This is a genomic window from Sphingomonas sanguinis (genome assembly GCF_001476905.1).
GTDB lineage: Bacteria > Pseudomonadota > Alphaproteobacteria > Sphingomonadales > Sphingomonadaceae > Sphingomonas > Sphingomonas sanguinis_B.
This window is the reverse complement of record NZ_LDTE01000047.1, coordinates 1-16,274: the sequence shown is the minus strand read 5'-3', so window position 1 is coordinate 16,274 and position 16,274 is coordinate 1. Positions and strand designations below refer to the sequence as shown.

Here is a 16,274-nt window from a genome sequence, read left to right as displayed (position 1 = left end):
GGGGTGTAGCTGATGCCGGTACCCGATGCGGCAGCGGTGCCGTGGCTCGGTGCGCTGGCGACGGCGACCGAGGTCGCAGCCCCACCCGACAAAGCGACCGTCACCGCATTGGCGGTGCTGTTGGCGGCGACGGTCGTGCTGAGCGCACCCGCCATTGGTGCCTGGCCGGCAACGGTAATGGTATAGGCGCGCGTGACGGTGAAGTTCTGGGCGTCCGTCGCGGTGATCGTAAAATTGAACGCCCCCGATGTGGCGGGCGTGCCCGACAGCGTGCCGGTGCTCGACAGGGTGAGGCCGTTCGGTAACGCGCCAGCGGTCACCGCATAGTTGTACGGCGCGGTGCCGCCCGAAGTGCTGAGCGCTTGGCTGTACGCAGTCCCCGCAGTCCCGCTCAGCAGCGTTGCCGGCGCCAGCGTTAGCGTCGGTGCACTCACCGTCACGGTGACGGTCGCGGCCGCGCTGGTGCCCGAGGCGTTGGTCACAGTGTAGGTAAAGCTGTCGCTGCCCGAATAGCCGGCGTTCGGCGTGTAGCTGATACCGGTACCCGAGGCGGTGGCAGTGCCATGCGCTGGCGCGGTGGCGACGGCGACCGAGGTCGCAGCCCCGCCCGACGAGACGAGCGTCACCGCATTGGCAGTGCTGTTGGCAGCGACGGTCGTGCTGACCGCGCCGGCCACCGGTGCTTGGACGGCGACGGTGAGGGTAAAGGCACGAATAGCCGTGAAGTTCTGCGCGTCGGTCGCAGTGACGGTAACGTTGAACGTGCCCGCAGCAGTTGGCGTGCCGGACAGTGTGCCGGTGCTCGACAGGGTGAGCCCGGCCGGCAACGCCCCTGCAGTGAGGGCATAATTGTACGGTGCGGTCCCGCCCGAGGTGCTGAGCGCCTGGCTGTACGCAGTCCCCGCAGTCGCACCCGGCAATGTTGCCGGTGCCAATGCCAGCGTCGGCGGGGTTACAGAAATGGTGACAGTCGCAGGCGCGCTAGTGCCCGAGGAATTGGTCGCAGTGTAGGTGAAGCTGTCGCTACCCGAGTATCCGGCGCTCGGCGTGTAGGTGATGCTGGTGCCATTGGCCGTTGCTGTGCCATGAGTTGGCAAACTTGAGACGGCCACCGAAGAAGCCGAGCCGGAAATCGAAAGGGCTACGGCGTTGCTCGAACTGTTGGCCACCACTGTTGCGGCAACATTGTTGGCAATCGGTGCAGCTTCGGCTCTCGTCACGGTGACGGAATAAGATTTAGTAGTTAGGCCATCGGCCGCCCTGACGATGATCGTCAGCGAGTTCGAACCGACTGCGAGGTTTATTGGCCCTGAGGTATTGCCCGACGCAACTGAGGAGCCATTGACATTAATGGTGCTTCCGCTGTCCGTGGCGGTGGGCATAACCGTCAGCGATGTCGTCGCGTTGCCGACGAGGGAACTGTAATTGGTTGTGCCGCTGGAAAAGACTGGTGATAGACTGCCCGTGGAAAGCGACAGCCCCGAAAGAGTCGCGTCCGTGGAAGCGGCCGAACGACTAGTGCAGGTGAACACTAGGTTGCTGATCTGACCACGAGAGGTGCTCGCTCTTATGCTAGCCCCATAAGCCTCGAGACTGCCAGCCGGAACAGTAATTGTAACGTTGTTCGTGGTATTGCTGGTAGAATTCGTGGCGTTGTATGCTTGGGTATTTGAAAGGTCGTAACGCGCTATGGCTACGCTGTCCGTATTCCTAGGGTCCAGCCCCTTGCCAGCGCCGCTATCTGTGAACCGTAGCGTCAAGGAGTCACCAGTCGCAAACTCTGACGCGCTGTATCTATTGCTGCCGTAGGAAAGAGACGAAGAACCGGAGAGCGCGTTGATAGCGCTGCAGCCATTCGACATTGCTAGAGCCGGATTGATGTTCACAAACATCAATAATGAAAGCAAGGCGGTAGGGAGCAATGACCGTTTGATTGCGCCACAAGCTCTGGCAGGATGTTTTCTGCCCAATAGGGGTGAGGATGGCAAGTCGGTTGTGCCGACAGCCATCGCTCCTGTGATCAGCCTCAGAGTGCGCCAATCCCTTTTTTGGCTCATATGGAACGTCATATCGATCAACATGGCTGTGATTTTCATCAAATTTTCTCGATGCATTCGCCACGGCATTCAATATTCGCCTTGTAGTACGGCGACTTACGAATTCGTCGCCGAGGGTAATCACGTATGTCTAAATATCTAGGAGCAAGCCCAGTGGCTGCATAATTCCAGCCATATGTAGAGCGAAGATTATTGGGAAACGGTAAATATTCGTTTAAATGCGAATTAGTGTGGATGCATTACCGTTTTGATCTTGGTACTGTTATGTCGCTTTCATCGAATTCAGCCATGTGTGGCCCGGTGGCGGCTTTGAGCCCTGTTCGAAGGCGGTGGGGGGGCGGGAGCATCTCGAACTGCGGTGCGAGCGCTCGGCGAGGAGGTCGATTGCATCTTCGTCCATGAAGTCGGCGACCTTGCCCCCCTCAACACGCAGATACTAAGTGGCGAGGCGACATCACGATGGCCACCGCGACCGATGCCCTCATCGTCAAGCGGAATGGTGCGACAGCAGAGTTCTTCCCTTTGCGTACGGCGTAGGGCCTCGCGCAGCCTGCGACGCGCCCCATCGATTGACGGCAAGTGACGGCAGCCGACCAAGGTGCTTTCTCGATCGCGATCCAGACCGTGCGAAAACTCGCGGTCATGAAGCCGCCCGTCGTCCTTTTGGTCAGAGTGGCAGATACTACTGATATGTTCGGGTTTCCCGCTGCATCGGGGTCAGAACGGCGTTGTGGGAAAGATATCAGACGCTGCACTGGCCCATATAGCAGCGAGGTTCAGGCTTGTACCGCCCGGATCAGCCCCTGTACGCCGACGAGGTTGATCGCCCGCCTGAGGTTGTAGGTGAGCGCCGTCAGGCTGAACTCGGCGCGCACCTTTTCCAGCCCGCGCATCAGGAACGCGCCCTGGTTCATCCACTGCTTGATGGAGCCGAAGGGGTGTTCGACCGTCTCGCGCCGGATGTTCAGGATCTCAGGCCGCACGGCGAGGCGTGTCGCCATGCGGTTGAGCACCGCCTCGCCTTCCCACCGCGTGATGCGGCGGAAGCCACCGCGGGCACACTGCGCCTTGAGTTCGCATCCGCCACAGGCGCGCGGGTTTGAATGTTGCACGATGATGTGACCGCCCTGGAACCAGCGGTAGCGTGTATCAAGGCGCTGGTCGCCGGGGCAGTGATAGCAGTCTGCGGCTTCGTCGTAGCGGAACCGCTCCTTGGGAAAGCGGCCGTCGCCGACGGCCGTGCCGCGCTGGGGACGGGCGACATAGGGAGTGATGCCGGCCCGTTCGCACGCGGCGATGTCCTCACCCATGTAATATCCCATGTCGGCGACCACATCGATTCGGTCCACGCCGAGCAGGTCCTTGGCCGCACCCGCGGTTTCGGCCAGAAAACCCAGATCGCTGCCCGCGTTGGTGACATGCTGTTCGACGATCAGCTTGACCGGCGTGCCTCGCTCGGCGAGCAGCGCTTGCAACTCGACCAGCGTGATGTCGTCCTTCGCCTCGATCGCGGCGAGGATGAAGGCTGCGTGCCCGTCGATCCTGGCCGCACGACGGTCGCCGCCTTGCGGCTTGGCTGCCGGCGTGCCGTGCTGAATGACCAGTTGCCGCCAGCGGATCGCGCTTGCCGCGCTGACACCGAACCGTGCTGCCGCAGCACGGCATGACATCCCGCCACCAATCGCGGCGACCACTCGCTCCCGAAGATCCTGTGACAGCACTCGCGGCATCTGTGCCGGCCTCCTGACCCGGCTCAGTGCCTGAATCAGAAAACCGCGCCCGTATGAATCCTCAGCGATTCAAAAAGGCCGGAAACCGCTCTAGCGTAAGCTGGGGAAGAAATTCTGCGTTTACCCCAGGCCGGCGACCCCGCTCAAAGCTCGCTTGTCAGGCTTACGCCGGCCTCAGGCCGCCATCAGAGTACCCAGCCGCGCAAGAAGGTGCCTCGGCTCGCCCGCCACCCCACGATCCGCCTGGCGTAGGTATTGATGACGAAGGCGACGTAGACGAAGCCCGCCCAGGTCGCGACGTAGGTGAAGTCCGACACCCACAGCATGTTCGGCGCTGGCGCGTAGAACCTGCGGTTGACGTGATCCAGCGGGCACGGCGCTGCCTTGTCGCTCATCGTCGTGCGAACCGGCTTGCCCCGGATCACGCCCTGTAGACCCATATCGTGCATCAGCCGCTCGATGGTGCAGCGGGCGACCGGAAAGCCCTCGCGCATCATCTACCGCCAGACCTTGTGGACGCCGTAGACCGCGAAGTTCTCGGCGAACACGCGAGCCACCTCGGGCTTGAGAACCTGATCCCGCTGCGCCCGCGCCGACAGGCGCATTGGATCCTGCCGCTGCGCGACACGCTCGAAATACGTCGATGGGGCGATCGGCAAGACGCGGCAGATCGGCTCGACCCCATAGGCTTCACGGTGATCGTCGATGAAGGCGATCATCGCCGGAACGGGCGGTCGAGCTCCGCCTGGGCAAAATATGCGGATGCCTTGCGCAGGATCTCGTTGGCCTGTCGCAACTCGCGGACTTCGCGCTCCAGCGCCTTCATCTTGTCAGCGACCTCGGTCGGAACGCCAGCGCGCTTGCCGCTGTTCACCTCGGCCTTCTTTACCCACTCATGCAGCGTCTGCGGAACGCAACCGATCTTCTCGGCAATGGAAACTATCGCGGCCCATCGCCATGGGTGATCGCGCTCGTGATCCAGCACCATCCGTACCGCTCGCTCGCGGACCTCAGGCGCAAACTTGTTCGTCGTCTTGCTCATACACGCTCCACCTTCTCAGGAGTTGGAGCCTCCGACAAACCCGGGGCGGTTCATTTCCTCCAGATCGACCTGGCCCGATTCCGCCTTGGCGAGCAGCATGGCAGCCAAGGACATCTTGAATGAACTGGGGTGTGTAAAACGCTCATGCTCGCGCCAGCCGAAAGCCGTTCGTCGATAAGGATCGAGAACCTAGGCCCCGAGACGCCCCTTCGCATCTTGTTCCAGCGCGCGAAGCTCGCTCGTGCTGGTCGTATCCACTCGCGCAGACGCCAAGCAGCCGGAAAGCAGAAAGGCTCCTCCACCGATCAGCGCCTGACGTCGATCGACCATAGATGCTGCAAAGCCGTTCTGTCTCATGGATGCGGTTTAACACCGTCGCTATTGCGGATGCTACATTCCCGATTGGGAACGGTCAGCGAGACGGCCAGCTCTTTCTCAAAAAGGTGCCATTACGAGAATGAGTGGCTTGGCCCATCAACCCTGACGCTCAAGCCTATTCTACTGAGTTACCACGCGGTCTTGGAACAGGTTGACAGTGGCAAAGTCGATGAAGGCGCGCAGCCGCGATGACACTAAGCGGCCGGAGGGCCATACGAGTGAGAATTGGCCTTCGGAGCGCACCTTATCCTCCAGCAGGTGGCAGAGCTCACCAGTCCGAACGGCATCTGCCGCCAGGAAGTCAGGCATGTATGCGATGCCCAGACCGTTGATCGCCGCGGCGCGTACGCCTTCCATATTGCTACACGCCAGGACTGTACGTGGATGCAGATCAAGTGCGATCGGCCAAGGCTGTACCTGTCCCGAACCCGGATAGCGGAACCGCACGGCGTCATGGGTCACCAAGGCGTCGACCGAGTGCGGTTGGCCGTGCGCGTTTATGTAGGCAGGAGACGCGCACAGCACGAAAGAAAAGGAGCCGAGCTTGCGCGCGATCAGCGACGACGTGGCCAATTCACCGCCGCGTATCGCCACATCCATCCCTTCTTCAAGCAGGTCGACCAGTCGATCATTGCAATGCAGGTCGAGCTCGATGTGCGGATAGGCAGCGCAAAACGCGGGCAGGTGCGGGACGAGAAACCGGTAGCCGATCGTGGGCAGGCTGACCCGAAGGGTGCCGCGCGGTATCGCCCCTGCGTCCGATACGGCAATCTCCGCCTCGCGCAGATCATCCAGAATGCGGCGGCAGCGCTCCAGGAACAGCGCGCCTTCATCGGTGAGGCGGACACGACGGGTGGTGCGATGCAGAAGGCGCACATTAAGTGCTGCTTCGAGTTTGGCGACGTTCTTACCGACAGCGGATGGCGAGAGCCCGAGCGCACGAGCTGCGCCGACGAAGCTCTGCAGTTCCGCCGTTCGAACAAAGCTGGTGATGCCGAGCAGATGATCCACGTCAGCAGATTATAGCCGAAAAGGATATAGACCAAGTCCAACTGACCTGATTATCGCCCTGGGTTCGTGAGATAAGGCAGTGCGCGGAGGTATCCCGCATATGACCAGTTCACCTCATAATCCCGCCAGCGCCCACCCCCGCACCACTCTCGCTGCGGTGTGCACAGCCGCCCTTATCCTGCCCATGAGTTTCTCCGGCGGAGCAGTGGCGACGCCTGCGATCGGGCATTTGCTGGGCGGCGATCTGCCGGGGCTCGCCTGGGTCACGAATGCCTTCATGCTGACGTTCGGTGGCCTGCTCATGACCGCAGGTGCGCTGGCCGATCGCTGGGGCCGCAAGCGGGTGTTCATGGCAGGCGTCGGTCTGTTCGGTGTCGCCTCCTTTATGCTGAGCTTGGCGCCGACACTCGGTTGGATTGATCTGCTGCGCGCCGTGCAGGGTGTCGGTGCCGCTGGGGCCCTGGCCGGGGGAACCGCGGCCTTGGCGCAAGAGGTCACCGGGTCGGCACGCGCGCGGGCATTCAGCCTGCTGGGCACCACCTTTGGCATCGGCCTGGCATTTGGGCCGCTGGTCGCAGGCATACTGATGGAGGCGTTCGGGTGGCGTGCGGTGTTCGCCGCGCCGACGGGCGTGGCGGCCCTTGCGCTTCTGCTCGGGGCGGGGTCGCTGCGTGAAACTCGTGCAGCGGCATCGTCTGCGATGGACTGGCTGGGCGCAGCGACCTTCTCCATCGCGCTCGCCTGCCTCACCCTTTTCATCCTTCAAGGACCGGTTTGGGGTTGGACCAGCATGCCAATGGCCGGGCTGCTCCTTGCCGCCGTTGGCGGGTTTACACTTTTCGTTCGCGTCGAGCGACGTAGCACGGCGCCGCTGCTCGATCTTAACCTTTTGCGCTATCCCCGCGTCCTGGGGGTGCAGTTGCTGCCGATCGCGACCTGCTACTGCTTTGTCGTGCTGCTGGTTCTGCTGCCGCTGCGGTTCATCGGTGTCGAGGGCATGACCGAAACCCACGCAGGGGTGCGCATGCTCGGCTTGTCGGCGCCAATGCTGGTCGCGCCGACGCTGGCGGTACGGCTGGCGCGTCGGCACTCGGCAGGGACCGTATCGGCAGCCGGACTGCTGGCAGCGAGTATAGGTCTACTCTGGCTGTCGCTGTGCGGTCCCGGATCCGGCTCGACACCGGTGCCGGCGATGCTTCTGATCGGCATGGGGGCCGGATTGCCGTGGGGATTGATGGACGGCCTGTCGGTCGCGGTCGTGCCGCCGGAACGTGCCGGCATGGCCACCGGTATCTTCAGCACCACCAGGGTCGCGGGTGAGGGCATCGCGCTGGCCAGCGTAACCGCAGGGTTGGCGGCCCTAGTGCGCTGGCACCTTGATAGGCTTACGATCGGTTCCGCTCAGGTCCGGCCGCTTTTGGCCCAGCATCTAGTTACTGGCGACCTTGGCCGGGCCATCCGGCTGGGTGCATCGGCCGAAGCGCTGAAGGAGAGTTATGCGAGTGGCTTCGCGCTTCTCCTATACGTTCTCGCGGGCGTGACTTGCGCGTCCGCAGTGCTGGTGTTCGTGACCTTGCGGCGCGTCGACGCTCATGAGGTGTCGGCGATTTAGGCCGAAGCGCACGGTGGTTCGAGAACGTCAACGGACAATCAAGATGCTGATAGGCTATGCTCGTGTGTCGACCATCGACCAGGATCTGGCTCTGCAGACGGATGCGCTAGCCAGAGCCGGCTGCGAGAAAATGTTCGCCGATAAGGCGAGCGGTGCGAAGACTGATCGACCGGGTTTGGCAGAAGCTCTGCAATTCCTGCGCACCGGAGACACGCTCGTGATATGGAAACTCGACCGGCTTGGTCGTTCCATCCGGGGCCTTATCGACCTTGCCGCGGGTCTTTCCGACCGGAAGATCGACTTTCGGTCCCTAACCGATGGTTTCGATACCGCCACTCCTTCCGGACGGCTGCTCTTTCACATCCTCGCGTCAGTCGCCGAAATGGAGCGAGAGCTCATTAGGGAGCGTACGATCGCTGGGTTGGCAGCAGCCCGGGCGAAGGGAGGCACTGGTGGAGGCCGTAAGCCAACTATGACGGCCGACAAGATCGATACCGCGCGGAAGCTGCTGGCGGCAGGAGACAAACCTGCCAAAATCGCTAAATTGCTGCAGGTTGGCTTATCGACTTTTTATCGGCATTGCCCATCAGGCAGCTAAGCCAGCCTGCTGCAACGGTCGCAACCCTTGCCGATTGGGATGGTATTTCGGGAATTGACGTTGCTGCATTGCAGCGACATATATTTGTCCAAGGCGATGGATTTCCGCCGGGTCATCCGACCGAACCGCCCTAGCAAGGGCCGATGATTCCTACCTGGCGCCGCAAGGCAGCAAAGGAGGAATCGTGCGCGCAACGTTTCGCAATCTGTATCATGAGTTCAACGTGGCGGCGTTCTTTCGCGACCGCCACGACCATGCCATGTCGGTGGTTCGCTGGACGCTGATCCTGCTGCCGATGGCGGCGCTGGTCGGGACATTGTGCGCGGCTTTTCTGTGGAGCCTCGATGCCGCCACACAGGCCCGCTTCGATTATCCCTGGCTGCTGTACCTTCTGCCCGTGGGCGGGGCAGCGATCGCGCTTCTCTATCATCATACAGGGCGTTCGGTCGAAGCCGGCAATAACCTGATCGTTGAACAGATACATGAACCTGGGGGCGGCGTGCCGCTCCGTATGGCACCGCTGGTTTTCCTCGGCACGATCGCGACGCATCTGTTCGGCGGCTCGGCGGGACGCGAGGGAACCGCCGTGCAGCTCGGCGGCAGTCTCGCCAGTGCCATCGCCGGCCTGTTTCGTCTCGATGCATCCGGTATTCGCATCCTGCTGATGGCCGGCGTCGCGGCGGGCTTCGGCGCGGTGTTCGGCACGCCCTTGGCAGGCGCGGTATTTGCTCTTGAAGTGCTGGCGCTCGGCCGCGTCGAATATGGCGGCATCATACCGTGCCTGCTCGCCGCGCTGGTCGGGGACTGGACGTGTCATGCTTGGGGCATCCACCACACGCCCTATCACATCGCCTATGCCGGCCCCGCCACGAGCGCACTGCTGGTCGAGCCGTTGATGCTCCTCAAGGCGACGATCGCGGGCGTCGCCTTCGGGCTGGCCGGCCTCGTCTTCGCCGAAGCGAACCACGCATTCGGCGGCTTCCTCAAGCGCCGCATACCTTACGGACCGGCCCGTGCCGCCCTGGGCGGAGTCCTGGTCATCGCGCTTGTCTGGATCGTCGGCACCCGCGCCTATCTTGGCCTGGGCGTATGGTCTGCCATCCCCGGTGATCCGACGATCGCGGGCTTCTTCAGCGGCCCGGTCGATCGGTGGAGTTGGGCGCTCAAGATGCTGTTCACCGTCGTGACGCTGAGCGCCGGCTTCAAGGGCGGCGAGGTGACGCCGCTGTTCTTCATTGGTGCCGCGCTCGGCAACGCGCTGGGGTGGCTGCTCGGTGCGCCGCTCGACCTGTTCGCAGCGCTCGGCTTCGTCGCCGTGTTCGCCGGGGCGGCCAACACGCCGCTGGCCTGTACGATCATGGGGATCGAGCTGTTCGGCGCCACCCATGCCGTGCCGATCGCGGTGGCCTGCTTCGTTGCCTACATCTGCTCGGGCCATAACGGCATTTACCTGTCGCAGCGGATCGCCGTACCCAAGCGTCCCGCCCGCGCTCATACCGGCACCTTAACGCTACGCGACGCCCGCGCATCCCGCCGTGGCCGGCGTCCTTCCAACACCGTCAAGGAGCATAATTGATGCCCCACAAGATCACGCCCAGCGAGATCGGGATGATCCGCATCTACATGAAGCCGTCCGACAAGGCTGCGGAAGCGCGAAGTTTCTGGTCGCGCAAACCGCTGTACCGGGAGCTGGTCGCGCAGGCGAAGCGCGACGGCATCATGAACGCCGTCGCCCATCACACCCACTACGGCTACAGCAATCACGGTCCGATCCGGGAAAACGGCTCCGAGATTTCCGATCCGCACCTGACCATGTGTGTCGAGCTGATCGGCCAGCGCGGCGAACTCGAACGCTTCTGCGAGGGACATGGCGACCTGCTCACGGGCAAGGTGATCGTCTACAAGCATCTGGAACATTGGAGCATCGGATCGGCGGGGCTGACGCACGAGGATGCGGTGCCCGATCATATCGCGTCCTGACGCTCACGGGCTACGCTGTGACCTTCCCACAAACGAACGGCCTGCGGGACGGCCTGGGCATTCCCATTGGGATGGTATTGTGGGAATGTCAGGTTTGATACAAAATGCTCTTTGCTGCATCACTTATGAGATGCCCCCCGCAAACGAGATTCCTGACAGGCTCGAACGGCTGGACTTTGAGCTTCTTCTTGAGGCCGGCTCAGCGACTACACCGGAGTGGCAGCGTAACTCACAACCCACGGTCTCCGACGAAACCGGGGCGGTTCAGCAGCCAGTCCGGATGCATTCTAGAAATTGTGCCAAGGAAACCCTTTCCAGGGCCACCGCTCGCGGAGCAAAAGCTGAAAATGCTCTCACGTAACTTTTCAAGGTGTAATTAAAAATGAGTAGCGATCAGGAGGGCGAATCTGAAAAGTACCATTTTTTTCGAGAGCCCGATCTGTTCATATCTATAAGAGAGCGATGCGACTTGGTTATGAGACTGTGGCGGCCAAGAGACGGTTGTTACTTGGCTTTTTACAACTCCAAACGCGAAGGTCTTTACAATTTGTTTTGCGAGCACCGGTTGGAGGAGGTTAAGGGTGAGTTTCAGCTACTACCAAGCGCAGATTTAAAAGAGGTCATCTCGTGGAAAGTGGAATGGCCCGCTTCGGGAGCCAATTTGAGGGATAGTCTCGGAATTAGCAAATATCTTGTTTCAGCGTTCTTAGAGTTTCGTGAGGGCGGCACACATATGAAGCGCGTCCGAGGAGAGAAGATTGCTGATACTACACTTGCGATCAGTTTTCTGGATAAATAGTAGACATTATCTTTATCAAGGGGGATGAGACTGTGTCTAGGGCCAGGCCCCATTATTGTAATCGCTTTGATATGATTCAGGCTTTGCGAGGAGAGCGCGGATGAGCGATCTTTGCTGGCTGACCGAGCAACGAATGGCGCGGCTTGAGCGGTGCTATCGCAAGAGCCATGTGAAGCCACGGGTTGATGACCGCCGCGTTTAAACGGCAGCAGATTCTAAAGGCGGAACGCATCTAGAAAATTAGGAGCTGCTCACTACCCCGGTGGGGCAGCTCTGCTCGACGACTTAGAATTATCACATCAAACGGTCCCAGATATACGCTAACGCCCCGTCAGCGTCCCGATTGGGAACGGCGATCAGGACGGCTGCGGCTTTCCCAGAAGAATGGTTGATCGAGAAAACGCGGTCAGCTTCCAGACGGCATTGTTCCTGGCCGAAGATAAGCGAACATGTGAGGCACGTAATCCGCCTTGCCGATCGTCACGCCCTGATTGCGAAGGATCGCGTAGGCAGTGATGACATGGAAGTAGAACTGCGGCAGCGCCCAATCCCGGACATATTGCTCGCCGGTCATGTCGAACGTCATTCCGCCCGGCAGCTCGATCGCGATCGGCAGTCGAGCGCCAGCATCGAGATCGCTGCTCGACAAATCTGCCAGGAACGAGAGGGCGTCGTTTAGCCGCGCCTTGGCGTCGGCTATCGTGCCCGCCGCATCGCCAGCGTTGCGCGCCTCGGCTGCAATGGCGTCCAGCCAATCGGGGATACGTTCGCCGCGCAGCCGGAACACCGCCTCTTGCGCCTGGAAAGCTGCGAAACGGACCTGCGTCGCGAGCGGGAACATGTCGGCGGCCAGTCGCGCCTCCAACGCGGTTTCCGCCTGATGCGGCATCTGCTGCTGCACCTTGTCGAGCAAGCCGGAAAGGGTCTGCAACATGTGCTGGTAGGTCGGGACGAGTAGGTCAGTAGGGGTCATTGTCGGATCGTACATGGGCGCGGCGACAGCGCAATGACGGTCGGCAGCTTCCCACTTTGGATGGTAAAAAGAGAACGTGACACGGTTCTCAAAACCCATAGGTGATGTCGGACGGTGTATGGAAAGCGGGGCATACTGAGGCATGAGAATGATCGGCCTGATCGGCGGCATGAGCTGGGAAAGTTCTGCTGAGTATTACCGCATACTCAATGAGGGGGTGCGGGATCGGCTCGGTCCCACAGCATCAGCCCGGTGCTTGCTATGGTCATTCAACTTCGCTGAAATTGAAGATTTGCAGCACAGGGGCGATTGGCCGGCCCTGACGACGCGCATGATCGATGCGGCACAGCGCCTTGAAGCTGGCGGCGCCGACGTGCTGCTGATCTGCACCAATACCATGCACCGCATGGCGGCGGATGTTCAGGCGGCAGTGAGTGTGCCGCTGCTCCACATCGCCGATCCCACGGCCGAACGCATCAAGGCGGCTGGCCTCAACACGGTCGGACTGCTCGGAACCGCGTTCACGATGGAACACGCCTTCTACAAGGGGCGGCTCACTGATCAGCATGGCCTCAACGTCATCGTTCCAAACGAGGAGGACCGCGCTACCGTCCACCGTATTATCTATGAGGAACTGGTTGCCGGTAAGGTATTGCCGGCGTCGCGTGATGCTTATCGCGCGGTCATTGCCCGCTTGATCGAGAGCGGCGCAGAGGCGGTGATCCTGGGATGTACTGAAATCATGCTGCTGGTTCAGCCGGAAGACAGTCAGGTGCCGATTTTCGACACGACCGCCCTCCATGCGGCAGCGGCGATCGAGATGGCGTTGTCCAGCTAACCGCCGCGTTCCTACAAGGGAACGGCGGGTGGGACTGCGAAGGCCGTCCCATTTGCGATCGAGATACGGGAAACATCACGGGACAGGCTATTCCCGTTACCGAGCGGAAGGGCCATCACCGAACACCCATTCGGCAAACAGCGGGCGCAAGTCCCGGCCGCTCGACGCCTCCATCGCTCGCTCCAGATCAATACTCGTAACCGTCCCGCCCGCACGGTCACGGGTGTAGCGACGCAGGCCAGACCAGAACGCGGCATCGCCGAGCGTAACTCGCAGCTGCGCCATGAACAGCGCGCCCTTGCTGTACTGGATCGCGCGCCGGACGCCCAATGTCGGGTAGCTGCCATCCCAGGCCAGCGGCTTGTCGAAGCCCATCGCCTGCGCCTTTTCAAGCCGGCTCCTGGCGACATCGAGTTCGGCATTGTAGGCGACGCGGCCGTAGCGGTGCTCCTTCCACACAGCCGTCATGAAGGTCGTGATACCTTCGTTCAGCCAGAAATCCTTGAGCGTCTCGCACGTTACGAGATTGCCCCACCATTGATGGGTGAGTTCGTGCACGATGGCCCAATCCTCCGACGGATCATCTGGCTTCGCCGGCAACGCATCGGTGCCGAGGACGGAGTATGTCGCCGCCTCCTGCGCCTCATCGCCTTCGACCAGAAGCTGGCTGTAGTCGGCGGCAGGAAGCGGCATGCCGGCCTTGGTGGACAGAAAGGCGACCATCTCCCTTGTCCCTGCCAAGCGTCGTTTCAGCTCGCCCCCGTCGGCAGTGTCGCTCAAATAGGTGAGCCTTTTCGATCCGGCCCGTTCGCTGACCCGCGTGAACCGACCCACCGCGAAGCCGTAAAGATAGGCCGAGTAGGGCCGGGGAGCTTTCCAGCAATGGATCTCACTGCCGTCCGGTCCCGGTCGCCGCGCCATCATGCGGCCAACAGACAGGCTGGTCATCCCGCGCGGGACACGCAGATCAAGCGAGAAGGCCGCCTTCTCGCCGAACTTGTTCTGGGAACAGGCCATCCAGTCGCATGCGAAATAGCTGGTGTAGAGCGTTGTCGCCGAGCCCGCGAACCCACGTGCGGGGCGGCCATGATAGGACAATTCGAGCTTCACGGTGAGTCCGCGCCGAAGCGGCCGGGGCAGGTCGAAGCCCAGCACATCGCCTTCCACGGTGTGGGCGAGCGCCACGCCATCGAGGGTTGCGCTGTCGATGGCAAGAGCATTGGCGGTGAAGTTCAGGCGCCGGACGCCATCCACCGTTGCGCGCAGCGTGATCGCCTCACGCCCTGCGACGGTCCTGTTCTGGATGTCAGGGGTAAGCGCGAGCCTGTAGCTCGCCACTTCAAATCCATCGCCAGGCCTGTTGGCGGCGAGCGCAGGGCTGCACAGTAACCCCAGAGTGGTTCCGGCCAACAATGGTGCCAAAATTCTGCGGATCACTGACGCCCCTTCCTATGGTTTAGCCATCGAGCCAACCTATGGCTTCTATCGATGAGGGCCAACACTGAGGACCGGTCGCGCCGTTTGTCCTGCAAGGGATAGTGTTCCAGGAAAGCTATAAGCCCGCGAATAGTGGCCGCCCCTATATCGACTGCTGGGCAGGCCGCAGTATCAGGTCGCTAATCTGTCGCGACGGATTGCGACTGAAGATGATCTTTCAACGCTAACCAGTGGTTTGCGCCCGCCTCGACAAGAATAGTCTTGCCGGGCAAAGCAGCCCTGTCGATAAGACCGGCAAGATTGAGGTTTCGACGATAGCTTAAATCGTCAATTACCCTACTGCCAATGCCCTTGCCGCACGGCGTTCCATTATTAATATCGAACTCGTTGCCATACGCTTGGCGATACCAAGCCAGGTAATCGAAGCTTGTGATGGGCCGGATGGTCGCAGCATATCGCAGCTGCCGTTCCACGGCCCTTACCCCTCCATCTTGCAAGAAAGGATTGATATGCGACCGCAGAAGATGTGCGCCTAGCGCGTCAGGGACGGTAAATCCATCTTCGATAAGTACTTTATAATCCTGATCTGGATTGAAATCCCACCCAGAGAATTGCGCCCCGAAACCTACCGCAAGCGTCACAGCATATAAATTTTCTGAAGCAGCCCCCTCTTGAACCCGTTCCTTCGCCAGCTTGGCAAGATCGTCCCTAAACCACTTAAATTCGCTTTTAGCGGAGGACGTGCCCTCTACCAAAACGAATGAAGGTTTATATTTTTCAAATGAATCTCGAATCTGGCGGTGCGTTTCATCATTTAGATCGTTCGTATGTTCGACGCCAATGAATATTACTGTTGCGCCGTTGCGAAAATGATAAATTTGCTCAAATGGTCTCACCCATCCACTCGGCGCGATACACATATTGCGCGATACCGGTGCGATTTTCTTTGACTTGATTGAATTATGCTCGGCCTGTGCCGTGAACGGAAGAAAAATCGCGAGCAACGCAGGCAGGGACGGTAACATTCGCAACGGTCACTCCTCCATGAGGCTTATTCCGTTCGAGGATTTATATCAATAAATGCGGCGGGACGGTGACGGCTTAGGACAATACGTAGAACGGCCCTCAGGATCTGCCTGAAGGATCCCCTCTCGCCAACGCGCGACATGCGTCCCGATTGGGAACCGCTGATGGCAAGGCCGAGCCCGCCGGCCATGCCGCACCCGCCTCTTGCAGACGGCTTTCCCGAAACGTGTTCCCAAATGCTTTTTCCCGAAATGGTCCGTTGAACATGGGGAAACGGGAATCCGTCCATGCTTGACCGACGTCGGGCACCGAGCAGGAACTGGCGGGCAGTAACCGGAAGTCGCGGGCAGGGAGCGGTGCTACGGGTCACTCGTGCGTGGAACGACGAGTCAAATCGATTGAAACCGACAAATAGGGAGGCCATGCCTTCGATGGGCCCGTCATCAGCAGCATTCCAAGCCCGTCCGATGTGCGTCCGCGTGGTCCGGAGTGCCCGCGACGTGAGCGGCGACCTGCAAGCGGCGGGGGCACGGAGCGAGAATGCGATGTTCGATTCGGGTGATCGTGCCAGCGCTGTCATCCGGATAAATCGAGATGCCCTCATCGATCGGAATGGAGTCGGTGATGACGTCGATCTCAAAGGGACGACTGCCCCTGACGGTTAGAGTCGATGCCGATCTTGTCGAAAAGTCGGGATGGATGGACGAGAAGGTATCGATCCCCGCAATGATCCGACGCGGCACGCAGCCAGTGAGAACTTGGTTCTACAGCGGTCAAATCCTGCCCCCGCAAC

11 protein-coding genes, 2 pseudogenes, 1 riboswitch and 1 other annotated feature are annotated in these 16,274 nt (G+C 60.8%); of the genes and pseudogenes, 6 read left to right on the top strand and 7 right to left on the bottom strand.

Features of this window, described 5'->3' with window-relative positions:
* From SB4_RS18915 to SB4_RS08780, 4 genes and pseudogenes are all read right to left on the bottom strand, one after another.
* The coding region (locus SB4_RS18915) for a beta strand repeat-containing protein (RefSeq protein ID WP_193753772.1) at positions 1-1,862 on the bottom strand (1,862 nt) is incomplete at its 3' end.
* A gap of 971 nt (positions 1,863-2,833) precedes the next feature.
* On the bottom strand, positions 2,834-3,787 hold the full coding sequence (locus tag SB4_RS08800; protein WP_153006143.1) for a transposase: 954 nt from the start codon (positions 3,785-3,787) through the stop codon (positions 2,834-2,836).
* A gap of 215 nt (positions 3,788-4,002) precedes the next feature.
* Positions 4,003-4,829, bottom strand: a pseudogene (locus SB4_RS18910) (IS3 family transposase); the annotation flags it as partial.
* Positions 4,432-4,548, bottom strand: a sequence feature (AL1L pseudoknot). Its footprint overlaps the pseudogene before it by 117 nt.
* Before the next feature lie 498 nt (positions 4,830-5,327).
* Complete coding sequence (locus SB4_RS08780; protein ID WP_058752275.1) at positions 5,328-6,218, bottom strand: LysR family transcriptional regulator; 891 nt, start codon at positions 6,216-6,218, stop codon at positions 5,328-5,330.
* 100 nt (positions 6,219-6,318) lie between these two features.
* Here SB4_RS08780 and SB4_RS08775 point away from each other — a divergent pair, with 100 nt between their 5' ends.
* The 5 genes and pseudogenes from SB4_RS08775 to SB4_RS20365 all read left to right on the top strand — a co-directional run.
* Positions 6,319-7,830, top strand: a complete 1,512-nt coding sequence (locus tag SB4_RS08775) for an MFS transporter (protein WP_058752274.1) — start codon at positions 6,319-6,321, stop codon at positions 7,828-7,830.
* A gap of 43 nt (positions 7,831-7,873) precedes the next feature.
* Complete coding sequence (locus SB4_RS08770) at positions 7,874-8,428, top strand: recombinase family protein (RefSeq protein WP_058718332.1); 555 nt, start codon at positions 7,874-7,876, stop codon at positions 8,426-8,428.
* An 83-nt stretch (positions 8,429-8,511) separates the two neighbouring features.
* A riboswitch (Fluoride riboswitch) is annotated at positions 8,512-8,588 on the top strand.
* Between the two features lie 24 nt (positions 8,589-8,612).
* On the top strand, positions 8,613-10,004 hold the full coding sequence (locus SB4_RS08765; RefSeq protein ID WP_058752273.1) for a voltage-gated chloride channel family protein: 1,392 nt from the start codon (positions 8,613-8,615) through the stop codon (positions 10,002-10,004).
* Positions 10,004-10,408: a DUF190 domain-containing protein gene (locus tag SB4_RS08760; RefSeq protein WP_058752272.1), complete on the top strand. Its 405-nt coding sequence runs from the start codon at positions 10,004-10,006 to the stop codon at positions 10,406-10,408. The genes SB4_RS08765 and SB4_RS08760 overlap by 1 nt, the downstream gene beginning before the upstream one ends.
* Before the next feature lie 899 nt (positions 10,409-11,307).
* Positions 11,308-11,406: pseudogene (locus SB4_RS20365) on the top strand (IS5 family transposase); the annotation flags it as partial.
* 207 nt (positions 11,407-11,613) lie between these two features.
* Here SB4_RS20365 and SB4_RS08755 read toward each other — a convergent pair.
* The gene (locus tag SB4_RS08755) at positions 11,614-12,279 is read right to left on the bottom strand and encodes a DUF1993 domain-containing protein (RefSeq protein ID WP_338112945.1); all 666 of its coding nucleotides are present in this window, start codon (positions 12,277-12,279) and stop codon (positions 11,614-11,616) included.
* Between the two features lie 43 nt (positions 12,280-12,322).
* On the opposite strand from SB4_RS08755, the gene SB4_RS08750 reads away from it, so the two are divergent.
* A complete protein-coding gene (locus tag SB4_RS08750; RefSeq protein ID WP_058752271.1) occupies positions 12,323-13,018 on the top strand; it encodes an aspartate/glutamate racemase family protein in 696 nt (231 codons plus the stop codon).
* 96 nt (positions 13,019-13,114) lie between these two features.
* On the opposite strand, the gene SB4_RS08745 is transcribed toward SB4_RS08750, so the two are convergent.
* The gene (locus tag SB4_RS08745) at positions 13,115-14,455 is read right to left on the bottom strand and encodes a M1 family metallopeptidase (protein WP_241488552.1); all 1,341 of its coding nucleotides are present in this window, start codon (positions 14,453-14,455) and stop codon (positions 13,115-13,117) included.
* A gap of 179 nt (positions 14,456-14,634) precedes the next feature.
* Entirely contained in the window at positions 14,635-15,480 is an 846-nt protein-coding gene (locus SB4_RS19535; protein WP_153006142.1) for a hypothetical protein, read from the bottom strand.
* Positions 15,481-16,274 lie beyond the last annotated feature (794 nt).